This window comes from Mycobacterium sp. OAS707 (genome assembly GCF_014873705.1).
Classification (GTDB): Bacteria; Actinomycetota; Actinomycetes; order Mycobacteriales; family Mycobacteriaceae; genus Mycobacterium.
Map to the genome: position 1 here is coordinate 822,680 of NZ_JADBDS010000003.1, position 13,818 is coordinate 836,497.

Here is a 13,818-nt window from a genome sequence, read left to right on the forward strand (position 1 = left end):
CGTCCGCTGGTCATTTCTGCTCAGTCAGCAGTTAGTCCGTCTCGTCTGGGAACGCGTTGGCCACCTTGCCGCTGCGCAGACTTCCGTCCAGATACGCAGTACGGCAGGCGCGCCTGCCGATCTTGCCGCTCGAGGTCCGGGGAATCGCGCCTGCAGGAGTGAGCAGCACGTCACGCACGGTCACGCCGTGCCGCACCGCGATCGCCGCCCGGATGTCGTCGGCGATGGGACCCATCTCCAGCTTGTGTGCACCTGGGGCGCGCTCTCCGACAATCACCAACTGCTCGGACGTGTCGTTCGGGTCGCGCTTGAGGCCGGCGTGTGCGTTCTCGAAAACCGCGTCGGGCAACTGGTTCGCGGGTACCGAGAAGGCCGCGACGTAGCCGACTCGCAGCGCCTTGGTCGCCTCCTGCGCGGAGTACTCGAGGTCCTGCGGGTAGTGGTTGCGGCCGTCGATGATCACCAAATCCTTTGTGCGGCCGGTGATGTAGAGCTCGCCCTTGTGATAAGCGCCGAGGTCGCCGGTGCGCACCCACGTCGCGTCGTCGGTCGCGCCTTCGGCGTGCGACGGGTTCGTCCGAGACTTCAGGATGTTCTGGAAGGTCGCGACCGTCTCCTCGGGCTTGCCCCAGTAGCCGGTGCCCATGTTCTGGCCGCTGATCCAGACCTCACCGATCTGACCGTCGGGAAGCTCGGTGGCGGTCTCCGCGTCGACGATGACGGCCCATTCGGCCACGCCGATCTTGCCTGCGCCTGCCTGCGCGACGGCCTTTGGCGAATCGGCTGAGACCTCGACGAAGGTGCCGGTGTTCAGCGCATCGCGGTCGACGTGGATGATGCTCGGCTCGGCGTCCATCGGTGTCGTCGACACGAACAGGGTGGCCTCGGCCAGGCCGTAGGACGGTTTGATGGCCTGCGGCTTGAATCCGTACGGGGCGAACGCGTCGTTGAACCGGTTCACGGTGGCGGCCGAGATCGGCTCACTGCCGTTGAGGATGCACTTCACCACGCTCAGGTCCAGGGGCGGTTCGTCGTCCTTGGGCAGGCCCCGGGCCGCGGCGTGATCGAACGCGAAGTTCGGCGCGACCGAGATGACGCCGCCGGTGTCATCGGGTTTGCGCGACATCTCCCGCAGCCACCTGCTGGGCCTGCGGACGAACGCGGCCGGCGTCATGAACGTGAAATGGTGCCCGATCATCGGCGCGAGCATGGCCGTGATGAGGCCCATGTCGTGGAAGAACGGCAGCCACGAGCAGCCCCGGTCACCTTCCTGACCATCGAGGGCCTCGATGACCTGAACGATGTTGGTGGCGAGGTTGAGGTGGGTGATCTGCACGCCGGTCGGGATGCGGGTCGAGCCCGAGGTGTACTGCAGGTAGGCGATGGTGTCCTCGGTGACGTCCTCGACGGGCACCCAGGTGGCGCCGACCTCGTCGGGCACAGCGTCGACGGCGATGACGCGGGGCCGCTCCTTGGCAGGCCGGGTGCGGAAGAACTTGCGCACGCCCTCGGCGGCTTCGGTGGTGGTCAGGATCGCGGAGGGCTGGCAGTCATCGAGCACGGCGTGCAGCCGGCCGACGTGACCGGGCTCGGAGGGGTCGAACAGTGGTACCGCGATGCGACCCGAATAGATGGTGCCGTACATCGCGACCACGTAGTGGAGATTCTGCGGGCAGAGGATGGCCACCCGGTCACCCGGTTGGGTGACCTGCTGCAGCCGGGCGGCGAGCGCGCGGTTGCGGGCACCGAAGTCCGCCCAGTTCAGGTCGCGGGCCACACCGTCGCGCTCGACAGAGAAGTCGAGGAAGCGGTAGGCGAGCTTGTCGCCGCGAACCTTGGCCCACTTCTCAACGTGCTTGACCAAGCTGCCGTTGTCCGGGAACTTGATCAGTCCGTCTTTGAGAAACGGGTTATGGAAGGCCATCGCACTCTCCTGTCAAAGCCACGCTCACTGCGAAGCCGCTTGCGCTCTTGTCGGCGGGACGCCGCAGACGCTGGACCTCAGCCGCGCGAACCCTAAACCCCGAAGATCCTACCGGGGAGTAGGCGCTCACCGCCTTTAAGGGCTCTGGCCTGCGGATTCAGCCCGGCTTCCGACCACCGCTCTTACTTTTTTCTTAATGTTAGGCGACCTGTTGGCACACGCCAAATCGCCCTCGGTCACATGTCAGCCATGTTTTGGGTGCGGAGCGTTATCGATCACGTTCTGCGCCCAGCCCAGTGTCCACTGCGTGGACGTCGCACCGTCGAGATTCCAGAACTCGGGCGTGGCGTACAGCGCATGCACCGGCGCGCCGCCGCCGCCGGTCAGCACCTGAAGCGTCCTCGGCAGCTCGGTGATGCTGAACGCGGACTCCGGCGCCGCACAGATCAGGTCACCCTTCGCGCAGATCTCGTTGGTGCGGTCGTTGAGCATGCCGAATCCACCGGGCCGCGCGCCCGTCATCGTCAGGCCCATCGCCGACAGCGTCGGGACCTCCTGCAGCGTGATCTCGGCGCCCTGGCCGTCAGGGTTGGGGCCGATGTCCTGACCGACGTTGTCCTGACGACGTCCGTCGGCGATCAGTGTCACGCCAAGCACGAGATCCTCGTCGACCGGTCCCCTGCCGTTGCCGACGTCACTGGCGATGTCGCCGGCGATCACCGCGCCCTGCGAGAACCCGGCCAGCACGTAACTGGTCAGCGGGCACCGGTTGTTCATATCCGTGATCGCCTTGACGGCGCCGCGGGTGCCCTCGGCGCGGCTGTCGTTGTAGGACATCTGCTGATCGGCAGACAGCGGATTGTGGAACTGCGCGGTGTAGGGAACCGTGAAGATCTCCACCCGGTCGTTGCCGAACTGCGAACGCAGCGGGTTGGTCACCTTCGACATCAACGAGTTCGGAAACTGGTTGGGGTTGAAGGGATCGTCGGTCGGGGAAGATTCCCACGTCCCGGGTATCGACACCATCATCACGTCGGGGCAGCTCGCGTCCTGGAACTCGGGGCGCGGCTTTTTCGGCGCCGTTGGCACGCCGGTGGGCGGCACCGCGGTCGGCGGCAGAGCAGTCTGCGGCGTCTCCGGTTTGCGCAGCACGACGATCACGATCGCCACGATCAGCACGACGACGAGCGCCATTGCCCCGGCTGCAACGAGCGCGAGTATCCGGTGGCGTTTCCGCCGGTTGGTCTTTGGCATCTGTTGTTTCCTGCTAGCAGAGTTTGTCGGTTGCGATCCGAATGTAGTCAGCGGTCGCCGCATCAACCTCATCGGCAGAGGGCACGGCGGAGCTCATGTGTGCGGTGCGCACGTCGCCGCGCACCAGCGGCACAACGACATCCCACACCGCCTGATCACTCTGCTTGGCGGCGCGGGCCTGGCACACATAGGACCCGATGCGCAGGGCCATCAGGTCGCTCGACGGCTTGACTCCCGCGGCGTTCAGCGAGTCGAGGTAGGCGCGCTGCTGGCCGGTGACGACCATTGCGTTGGTATCACCCTGCGGTTGCTCGGGGGCGGGCGCGGTCTGCGATACCGGCATGCCGACGGTTGCCATCACGTCATCGGCGACGGAGCATCCAGTCAGCAGGGCCGCCGACGAAGCGACAAGCAACGTGGTTGCCGAGCAACCAAAAAAGGTTGCTAGACACCTCGGTCGTCGTTCGGCGTGCAGCACTCCTCCAAGGTACCGGCTGCCGCTGAGCGAACCGGTTGACCGAGATCGTGCCTACTTGATCGTGGCGGCGAGTTCGCCCGACATCGCGCCGAGCTGACCCGACCAGGTACCCCAGTCGTGTTGAGGGCCGTCGGGGAAGTCGAAGTGCCCGTTGTGCCCGCCGACGTTGCGGTAGTGCTGGTAGAACGTGCGGTTACTGCCCTGGGCCTGATCGCAGTAGCCGATCATCGCGGCGGGGTCGCTGCAGCTCAGCGTCGACGGGCTCATCACCCACAGCCGCGTGTTGTTGTCCGCCAGCAGTTGCACGTGCACGTCGGGGTCGTGCCACTTCCACCGGCCCAGCTGTGGCAATCCCCACATATTGCGGGTGTCGACGCCGCCGAACTGCGCCAGCCCAGCGGTGATTGCGCCGTTGGTATAGGTGTTGGACGGGGTGAGGAACCCCGACAGTGAGCCGGCGAAGCGGTAGCGGTCGGGGTGGAACGTCGCGATCGTCAGCGCACCCGTGCCGCCCTGGGCGGCGCCGACGATGCCGTGGCCGCCCGGCGCCAGGCCCTTGTTGGCGGCCAGCCAGTCGGGCAGCTCGTTGGCCAGGAAGGTCTCCCATTGCATGGAGCCGTCCTGCTCCCAATCGGTGTAGAGGCTCCACGCGCCGCCTGCAGGTGCGGCCACCGAGATGCCCTTGCCTGCGAGCGTGTTCATCGCATTGCCTGCGGTCACCCAGTTGCTGACGTCCGGCGCGGCATTGAACGCGTCGAGGAGGACGACCATGTGCGGGCCACCGGCCTGGAAGGCGACGGGGATGTCGCGGCCCATGGCAGCCGAAGGGACCATCAGCATTTCGACCTGGGCGCTGGCGGTCGGTGCTGTGGCGGTCCACAGTCCCGCGGCAAGCACAACGGTCAAGAGCGCTCTTACCCACCCACGCATAAAGCCCACCTCACGTCGCATTGGTCCCCGCCGGAGGTAGTGAATCATATTGACGGGACAGGGCGCTCCCGAAACGAGCACGGCGGCGACCCCCGAGGGGATCGCCGCCGTCGAACGTATTGCTGTTGCGATTAGCCGCCGTTGGTGGCTGCGGCGGCCTGGGCCGCCGGAGCCGCTTGCGGCGTTGCGCCGAGCACCCGCTGGATGTCGGGCTTCATCTGCTGCAGCTGCTGACCCCAGTAAGGCCAGTCGTGCACGCCGTCGGACGGGAAGTTGAACACGCCGTTGCGACCGCCGGCGGCGAGATAGTTCTCCTGGAACGTCTTGTTCGTGCGGAGAGTGAAGCCCTCCAGGAACTTGGCGTTGAACAGGTTGCCCGCCGACAGACCCGCGCTCAGGTCGTTCGGGGTGCCGTTACCGCAGTACACCCAGATGCGGGTGTTGTTGGCGACCAGCGTCGACATCTGCACCATCGGATCGTTGCGCTTCCATGCGCTGTTCGCGTCCTCGGTCTTGCCCCACATGTCGTCGGCCTTGTAGCCGCCTGCGTCACCCATCGAGATGTTGACCAGCATCGGCCACCAACCCTCGGACAGGTTCAGGAAGCCGGACAGCGAAGCCGCGTACGGGAACTGCTCCGGGTGGTAGATCGCCAGCGTCAGCGCTGCCGAACCTGCCATCGAAAGACCGACAACGGCGCTGCCGGTCGGCTTGACCTGCTTCTGAGAAGCGAGGTATGCGGGCAGCTCCTGAGTCAGGAACGTCTCCCACTTGTAGGTCTGGCAGGCGCCGGTCTTCTTGCTGCACGCAGGCGAATACCAGTCGCTGTAGAAGCTGGACTGGCCGCCGACCGGCATGACCACCGAAAGGCCCGAGTTGAGGTACCACTCAAAGGCCGCGGTGTTGATGTCCCAGCCGTTGAAGTCATCCTGTGCGCGCAGACCATCGAGCAGGTACACGGCCGGTGAATTCGGCCCGCCGCTCTGGAACTGCACCTTGATATCGCGTCCCATCCCCGCTGACGGAACCTGGAGGTACTCGACCGGCAGACCCGGACGAGAGAAAGCCCCCGCAGTCGCCGAGCCGCCGACGACACCTACGAGGCCGGGCAACACGGCGGCGGCCATGGCCGCAATCGTGAGCCGACGCACCCAGGCGCCGCGCATCTTCCCAACGAACTTCATGCTTCTACCTATCCCATCTGTCGAATGCCGCACAGCAGACACGAGGCGCCGTGCCCGTGCAGTCAACCACAACTTGCTGTCATCCCTCTATTCAGCGTGTATTGTCCCTGGTCGCTCCTCACCCGTTGAGGGTCGCGATCAGGTCTGGTTTCAGTGACATCAACTGCTGACCCCAGTACGGCCACGCGTGGTTACCCGCGGTGGGAAATACAAAGGTGGCGTTGTTGCCGCCGGCCTTGGCGTAGGCCTCCTGAAAGTCCTTGTTGCTCTTCAGCGCCATGCCTTCGAGGCTGTCTGCGTTGAATTGCTGATTCGGATCGGGGTTCGGATTGACGGGGCTGTTACCACCGGGCGCGCAGTAGATCCACAGCCTCGTTCCGTTGCCGACGATGCGCGTCACCTGCTGGATCGGGTCGTTTCGTTTCCACGCGGAATCCCAAGGCGCGCCCCACATGTTGTCGACGTTGTAGCTGCCCGCATCCAGCATCGCGACGCGGATGGCCTGCTGCATCAACAGCGCCGAAGGGTTCAAAAAGCCCGACAACGACGCGGCGTATTTGAACTGCGACGGGTGGTATGCGGACAGAATCAGCGCCGCACCACCCGACATCGACAGTCCGACAACGCCGTTGCCCGTCATCGAGATCTGCTTGTTGGTGGCCAGCCACTGCGGAAGCTCAGTTGTGAGAAACGTCTCCCACTTATAGGTGTAGCCCTGGTTGTTGAAGCTCGACGGCGAATACCAGTCGGAATAGAAGCTGGACTGCCCGCCGACGGGCATCACCACAGCGACACCGGAGTTGTAAAACCACTCGAAAGCGGGGGTTTCGATATCCCAGCCGTTGTAGTCGTCACGTGCACGCATGCCGTCGAGCAGGTAGACAGCCTTGTTCGAGGCGGCGCCTGCGGGCTGGAACTGAACGCGGACGTTGCGGCCCATCGACGTCGAGTACACGTCGAGGTATTCGACGGGCAGACCCTCACGCGAGAACGCGCTGGCGTGCGGGGTGCCGCCGACGACGACCAACAGCGCGGGCAGCGTCAGCAGCGCGGCGGTGACCGCAAGCAGGCGGCGAAGCCGAAAAGGCACAGCGTTGAGCGCCGATGGCCTGGGCATCTGTTGCTTCTACCGTCCGTTCACGTATGCACGCCGTAGCAACGGCGGTCTCGAGGTGGCTATCGCGCCAACATGGCTGCGGCGTTACCGAATTCCCAGAAAAGTGCGCCACCTAACACCGCTGGCCGTCACGGTCCCGTCGCTGGCATGCCGGTATAGGGCGCGCCCTTTGGTGGCGGTATTTCGAGTCCGCAGCGGACGAGCTCATACATCGGAACGCGATTAATTCGGTAACTGGTGAATTCTGGCGAGTGCAACAGGTTGGACGCGAACCTTCGCAAACCCATCGGACCACGCACCGCGGTCAGCATGGCGTCGGTCGCCGGGCACTTCAGCGCGGCCCTGGCCTGTAGCACCCAGTCCTCGTCCAGGTAGGGCGGAATGAACGGCGGCATCGTCAGGAACGGCCCGTCGGCCACGGCCCAGTCGGGGAACAGGTTCTTGTCGTGTCCGATGCGGCCATCGGTCAGGCGTTGCGTGTGCGCCGCCAATGGGTTTGCCAGGCCGATCTGGTCGAGCACCCGCACGTCCAACCCGACGTTCATGCCAAGCATGCCGAGGTTGGTGAAAAACACTGTGTGCGGTCCTTTGTAGTCCTTGCGCACATCGGCAGGCATGTCGGGCGGCGGCGGAACGGCGGGCACCACGTCCCATTGGTCATAGTTGCCCGACGGCAGCAGAAGCGCGCCGTCCGGAGTGTTGTTCAACGCGACGAGCACAGCCCGCATACGCGGATAGTCAAGGTAGTCAGCGGCGGTCAACGGATGCGGGTTGCCGGTCGCCTGCGAGTAGAACCGGCGTTCGTCGACGATTCCGGTGTAGGTGACGCGGGTCGCGTCGGACCCCATCCCGGGCGAGTTGGCAGCCCACAGCGACCACGCCGCCACCGCGAGCCACAGCACACCCGTCGCGCTGGCGAACAAATATGCTGGGCCCCTTGGCATTTGAGCGCCGTCGGGCAGCGCCATTGGGATGACGGCCACCGGCGCCAGCAGACAGAACAACGGTGTGAGCAGCACGCGGCCGTGCATGAAGTCGCCGCCCTGGCGAATCCAGTAGATGGCCTGCAGCAGCCCACTGACCAGCATGAAAATCACGACCGCAGAAGGGCTTTGCACTCTACGCGCCAACCAGGTGTAGCCAGGCGGCGTTGCGCGGCGGATCCACCACGGCCTGCCGCGAGTGGCCAACGCGACCAGGCCGAGCCCGACGAGCAGTATCGCAGGAGCCCACAGCAGGTATGGACGGTTGAAGTTGGCCAGGTACACAAAGCCTTGCGTCCATTTGGATCCCGACGCATCCTTGGCGATGGCCGTGCTCGGGTAAAGCAGGCCGTAATAGCCCATCCGGAAGATCTGATAGCCCACCGGTAGCAGGCCGCCCGCGACGATGATCAGCACGCGCCGTCGCCAGCCACGGGCGGCCACGAGCATCATGACCAGTGCGAGCCCACCGATGAGCGCCAACTCCGGACGCACCAGGACGCTCAGCCCCGCAACGAACGCCAGTGCCGCATCGAAATATCGGCTGACGACATTGGTGGCGGGCGGCGGCACGGGCGGGCCGGCATAAGGCGCTCTGCGGAGCGTCGGGGGGGCGCCGCGACGCGGCATCGGTTGCTGTTGGGGGACGGAAACGGCGCGCAAGGCCTGCGACCAGCAGACCATCATCCACCACAGCAGGCCCAAATACGCCATCACCAAACCGTTTTCGAGACCGGACGTGGCGAAGTCGCGGGCGGGCGGAACCGCGATGTAGACCAGCGCGCCCGCAGGCAGCAGCAGCGCGCGTCGACCGCGCAGCCCGGGGGCGTAGAGCCTGCCCGCGCCGAGCATCGCCAGCGCCATCCCGGTGACACTGAGCACCAGCGCGACGACCAGCGCGACGTACTCGAGCCGCACCGGGCCGCCGATCCAACCACCGAGGGTGATCAGGTAGGTCCAGATCGTCGACGTGTTGGCCTCCACCCGCTCGCCCGCGTTGAACACCGGACCGTTGCCTGCCAAGAGGTTTCGCACCGTGCGCAACACGATCAGGCCGTCGTCGGCGATCCAGCGACGCTCCCACGCCCCCCAGCCGAACAGTGCGCAGACCACGACCACACCGAGCCACAGGCTGATGCGTGCCGTCACGCCATACGGAAACGCCGGCCACCGGGCCAGGCGCTCAGCAGCCGGAGTCCGGATTCGCTCAGCTGAGGAAGACTGCGGCACCGATGGTTCCGATCCACGCCAGCAGGAGGAGTTGCAGCACACGGTCCTTCGACGCGATCTCCTCCGGCTCACCGGCCAACCCACCGTCGACGTCAACCGCGTAACGGAGGACTGCGATAGTGATCGGAATGATGGTCACCGCATACCAGGATGCGTTGGTGCCGTCGCGCTCGAAGGCCCATAGCGCATAGCACAACACCATCGCCCCTGCCGACAGTGTCCAGACGAACCGCAGGTAAGAAGCCGTGTAGCTCTCCAGCGACTTGCGGATCTTGGCGCCGGTTCGCTCGGCGAGTTGTAGTTCGGCGTAACGCTTTCCGGCCACCATGAACAGCGACCCGAAGGTCATCACCAACAGGAACCACTGCGACAGCGGGATACCCGTTGCAGCGCCACCTGCAATCGCGCGAATCAGGTAAGCAGAGGACACGATGCAGATGTCGAGCACGGCCTGATGCTTGAGTCCGAAGCAGTAAGCCATCTGCATCGCGATGTAGATCGCGATCACGATCACGAGGTTCAGCGAGGCCAGGTACGAAATGCCCAGTGCCGCAACGCCGAGCACGACCGCGACGGTATAGGCAAGCCAGACCGGCACCACGCCCGCCGCGATCGGCCGGAACCGCTTCGTCGGGTGCTGGCGGTCCGCTTCGACATCGCGGACGTCGTTGACCAGATACACCGTCGAGGCGGCCAATGAGAACGCCACGAACGCGATCAAGACTTTGACCGCGACCTCGCGATAGTCGTAGTGAACGTTCCCGCCGAGCGCGGCCACCGGTGCCAGCAGCACCAGTAGGTTCTTCATCCACTGCCGCGGCCGGATCGCCTTGATGACGCCGGTGACGAGATTCTTTGGTGGGCCCTTGACCGGTGCCGGTTCTTCACTCATCTGCTGGGCGCTCTCTGCACTGCTGTCACTTGAGATGCTCATCGATCCCCTCCAACCCGATCAGCGACGGCTCCGACCGTCTTCGCGACCACCGCCCCGACCGCGACGCCGGTGAGCACGTCGCTGGGGTAATGCACGCCAAGAACCAAGCGGGACAACGCCATCGGCGGCACCAGCACCACAGGCAACGGCAGGCCGGTGGTGCGCGCCAGCAAGATCGACGCTGCAGTGGTGGACGTGGCGTGCGCAGAAGGGAAGCTCAACCGGCTCGGGGTGCCGACGTTGACGGCGACTGCCGGGTGGTGCGGGCGCTCCCGCTTGACCACCCGCTTGATCACCACGGCGGCGGCGTGCGCGATGAACGCTCCCGCGCCCACCGCAAGCCACGCCTTGCGGCGGCGCGGTTGGAGCAGCGCGCCCAGCGCGGACACCGCCACCCAGCCGATGCTGTGCTCACCGAAATGCGAGAGTGCACGTGCACCTGCCAGCACACCGGGCCGGTCGGCCAGCGCCGACTGCACGGCCACCAGCGCGGCTTCCTCGCCTCGAGGCTCGTCAGCCATTGGCCGGCGACGATTCCAGCAGCACCGTTTCCCATTTCTGCTTGCTCGACAGCACCGGGAGCGCCTCGCGGTAGACCCTGCGCATCTTGTTGAACTTGCGGGCGAGGAGCAACTGCCGCCGCAGCGACTCACGAAGCAGCTCGAACATTTTCGCGCGGTCACGCTGGCGATAGACCACTCCGCGACCGTCGGCGGTGGTGACCGTGACGCCGTCGACTCGGCACAGCGAGAACCACCGGGCGTCCTGCGTCGCGACATTGACCTGCGGGCGGCGATGGTGCTCGGGGTCGTGCGCCTTGAGCTGATGAATGACGCCGCGGGTCAACCGGTACGAGATCGACAACGCGTTCGTCGGGATGGTGACCTTCTTGCGCCAGCGCTTGTCCGACGGTGGCGGCAGGGCTGTGGCACCCGGCAGCACCACGGCGTCTGGGTAGCCCTGGCGCATCTTGCGTACCTCGGGCAGCGCCGATTCCAGAATCGAGAAGATGTGCTCCGGGCCGGCCAGGAAGTCGTCCATCGCCTTGTTCTGAATCGCGACGGTCGAATACTCAAGGCAGAGCAGGTGTTTGAACGTCGCCTTGAGGTGGCTCGCCAGCAGCCCCATGACGTTGCCGTCCCAGTGCATGGCCGCGACAACCAACCGGTTACGCAGATGGAAGTACGCCTGCCAATCGATGGCGTCGTCCTTGTCGCTCCACGCCATGTGCCAGATCGCGGCACCGGGCAGCGTGACGGTCGGATAGCCGTGCTCACCGGCGCGCAACCCGTAGTCGGCGTCGTCCCACTTGATGAACAGGGGCAGCGGCTGGCCGAGCTCCTCGGCGACCTGGCGCGGGATCATGCACATCCACCAGCCGTTGTAGTCGACGTCGATGCGGCGGTGCAGCAGCCGGCTGCGGTATTCCTCTTCGTCGTTGAGCCGATACTTCGCGAAGTTGTGGTCGTACTCGGTGTTGACGGCGTTGGTCCACATGAAGTTCTCTGCGTCGACCATCTCGCCCATCACGTGTAGATGCGACGGCTCCTGCAGATTGAGCATCTGACCGCCGACCAGTGTCGGCGTCTTGGCGAACCGGTTCATCGCCAAGGCCCGCAGGATCGAGTCGGGCTCGATGCGGATGTCGTCGTCCATGAACAGGATCTGTTCGCAGTCAGTGTTTTTCAGCGCCTCGTACATCACCCGGCTGTATCCACCGGAGCCACCGAGGTTGGGTTGGTTGTGGATGGTCAGCCGGTTGCCCAGCGCTGCGGCGGCCGCAGCGAATCCTGGGTGGTCGACGGCCTTCTGGGTGCCCTGGTCGGACACGATCACAGCGCCGATGACGTTGTCCACCAACGGATCTGAGGTCAGCGCGGCCAGCGCGTTGACGCAGTCGGCGGGCCGGTTGAACGTCGGAATGCCGACTGCGACGTTGGCCCGGCCCGGCGCAGGCACCGGCGCGTACCAACCGGCGCTGTGCAAAGTGACCTTGGAATTGGTGGTGATGTCGAACCAGATCCAGCCGCCGTCCTCGAACGGATCGAGACCGATCTCGAACTCGACTACCGCGGGCTCTTCGGAGTCACCGCTGGAGGCCGGGGCGCCGCCGACCGTGATCCGGGCGCCGGTGGCCTTGGACCGGTAGACGTCGACGCGGGCACTGCCGGTCAACTCGACGCGCAGCACCACCGACTCGAGCACCGACCAACGCCGCCAGTAGCTGGCGGGGAAGCCGTTGAAGTAGGTGGCGAACGAAACCTCGGACTCCGCGCCGATCTCGAGCGTGGTGCGGGTCGGCGCATGCGCGCGCCTGGCGTTGGTGTCCGACTCCTCGATGTAGAGCTTGCGGACGTCCAGCGGCTCGCCCGGTCTCGGCAGGATGACACGGGAGAGAAGGCTGACCGCCTTGGATTCCGCGGCGTCGAGCGCGCCGGACGGGATGTCACTCATGCGCTGTTGCTTTCTGTGCCGTTTTCGGTCAGGGGGGCGCCGTCACGCAGGTGCGGCGCGAGTGTGTTGTCGTACATATTCAGCGCACTGGCGATCGCCATGTGCATGTCGAGGTACTGGTAGGTGCCCAGCCGGCCGCCGAACAACACCTTCGATGATGCCGTCTCGGCCTTGGCCCGCGCACGGTACGCGCCGAGCACAGCCCGGTCGGCTTCGGTGTTGATCGGGTAATAGGGCTCGTCCTCGGCATCGGCGAATCGGGAGTACTCCCGCATGATCACCGTCTTGTCGGTCGGATAGGCCCGCTCCGGGTGGAAGTGCCGGAACTCGTGGATGCGGGTGTAGGGCACGTCTTCGTCGTTGTAGTTCATCACCGGGGTGCCCTGGAAATCACCGGTGTCCAGGACCTCGACCTCGAAATCGAGTGTGCGCCAACCCAACCGGCCGTCGGCGTAGTCGAAGTAGCGGTCCAGCGGTCCGGTGTAGACCACGGGCGCGTCGGGACTTTCCGCCCGCAGCCCGTCGCGCACGTCGAACCAGTCGGTATCCAACCGCACCTCGATGCGGTCGTCGGCCGCCATGTTCTTCAGCCAGGCCGTGTAGCCGTCGGCGGGCAGACCCTCGTAGGTGTCGTTGAAGTAGCGATTGTCGAAGGTGTAGCGAACCGGCAGCCGGGTGATGTTGGCTGCGGGCAGTTCCTTGGGGTCGGTCTGCCACTGCTTGGCGGTGTAGCCCTTGACGAACGCCTCGTAGAGCGGTCGGCCGATCAGCGAGATCGCCTTTTCCTCGAGGTTCTGCGCGTCTTCGGTCTTGATCTCGGCCGACTGCTCCTTGATCAGCTGGCGCGCTTCGTCGGGGGTGAAGTACTTGCCGAAGAACTGCGACACCAGACCAAGGCCCATCGGGAACTGGTACGCCTGGCCGTTGTGCAGCGCGAAGACGCGGTGCTGGTAGCCGGTGAACTCGGTGAACTGGCGCACGTAGTCCCACACCCGCTGATTGGAGGTGTGGAACAGGTGTGCGCCGTACTTGTGCACCTCGATACCGGTATGCGGCTCGGGTTCGGAGTACGCGTTGCCGCCGATGTGCGGGCGGCGCTCGACCACGAGGACACGCTTGTCCAGTTGCGTCGCCACGCGCTCGGCAATCGTCAGACCGAAAAACCCGGAACCGACGACAAATAGATCAAAACGAGCGGTCATCGGCAGCAAGGGTATCCGACCGCTCCGGCGCGCCCCGAATCCACAGAGGGCCGAAGGTTGCGATCGGCTCACAATTCCGTATCGCCACTTTGGTCTCACTAGTCACACCAGTACCGTCGATCACGTTA

The 13,818-nt window shown here is 65.2% G+C and carries 11 protein-coding genes; all 11 read right to left on the minus strand.

From position 1 onward, the window contains the following. Positions 1 to 31 precede the first annotated feature (31 nt). Complete coding sequence (gene fadD32 / locus GGC64_RS22190; RefSeq protein ID WP_192724667.1) at positions 32 to 1,924, minus strand: long-chain-fatty-acid--AMP ligase FadD32; 1,893 nt, start codon at positions 1,922 to 1,924, stop codon at positions 32 to 34. A gap of 243 nt (positions 1,925 to 2,167) precedes the next feature. Next, positions 2,168 to 3,178, minus strand: a complete 1,011-nt coding sequence (locus tag GGC64_RS22195; protein ID WP_192724668.1) for a cutinase family protein — start codon at positions 3,176 to 3,178, stop codon at positions 2,168 to 2,170. 13 nt (positions 3,179 to 3,191) lie between these two features. Further along, positions 3,192 to 3,536 carry a DUF732 domain-containing protein gene (locus tag GGC64_RS22200; RefSeq protein WP_370582244.1) on the minus strand — a complete coding sequence of 115 codons (345 nt, stop codon included), beginning with the start codon at positions 3,534 to 3,536 and terminating at the stop codon, positions 3,192 to 3,194. A 171-nt stretch (positions 3,537 to 3,707) separates the two neighbouring features. Beyond that, positions 3,708 to 4,586: an alpha/beta hydrolase-fold protein gene (locus GGC64_RS22205; protein WP_192724670.1), complete on the minus strand. Its 879-nt coding sequence runs from the start codon at positions 4,584 to 4,586 to the stop codon at positions 3,708 to 3,710. Positions 4,587 to 4,717: 131 nt separating this feature from the next. Further along, positions 4,718 to 5,770 carry an esterase family protein gene (locus tag GGC64_RS22210; RefSeq protein ID WP_192724671.1) on the minus strand — a complete coding sequence of 351 codons (1,053 nt, stop codon included), beginning with the start codon at positions 5,768 to 5,770 and terminating at the stop codon, positions 4,718 to 4,720. A 118-nt stretch (positions 5,771 to 5,888) separates the two neighbouring features. Beyond that, positions 5,889 to 6,887 carry an alpha/beta hydrolase family protein gene (locus tag GGC64_RS22215; RefSeq protein ID WP_192724672.1) on the minus strand — a complete coding sequence of 333 codons (999 nt, stop codon included), beginning with the start codon at positions 6,885 to 6,887 and terminating at the stop codon, positions 5,889 to 5,891. Between the two features lie 128 nt (positions 6,888 to 7,015). Next, entirely contained in the window at positions 7,016 to 9,100 is a 2,085-nt protein-coding gene (gene zomB / locus GGC64_RS22220) for a flagellar motor control protein ZomB (protein WP_370582245.1), read from the minus strand. Continuing rightward, a complete protein-coding gene (locus GGC64_RS22225; protein WP_192725235.1) occupies positions 9,078 to 9,992 on the minus strand; it encodes a decaprenyl-phosphate phosphoribosyltransferase in 915 nt (304 codons plus the stop codon). The genes zomB and GGC64_RS22225 overlap by 23 nt, the downstream gene beginning before the upstream one ends. Positions 9,993 to 10,030: 38 nt before the next feature. Then, positions 10,031 to 10,555 carry a phosphatase PAP2 family protein gene (locus GGC64_RS22230; protein WP_192724673.1) on the minus strand — a complete coding sequence of 175 codons (525 nt, stop codon included), beginning with the start codon at positions 10,553 to 10,555 and terminating at the stop codon, positions 10,031 to 10,033. Continuing rightward, complete coding sequence (locus tag GGC64_RS22235; RefSeq protein ID WP_192724674.1) at positions 10,548 to 12,488, minus strand: glycosyltransferase; 1,941 nt, start codon at positions 12,486 to 12,488, stop codon at positions 10,548 to 10,550. The genes GGC64_RS22230 and GGC64_RS22235 overlap by 8 nt, the downstream gene beginning before the upstream one ends. After that, on the minus strand, positions 12,485 to 13,699 hold the full coding sequence (glf, locus tag GGC64_RS22240; RefSeq protein WP_192724675.1) for a UDP-galactopyranose mutase: 1,215 nt from the start codon (positions 13,697 to 13,699) through the stop codon (positions 12,485 to 12,487). The genes GGC64_RS22235 and glf overlap by 4 nt, the downstream gene beginning before the upstream one ends. Between the last annotated feature and the right edge of the window lie 119 nt (positions 13,700 to 13,818).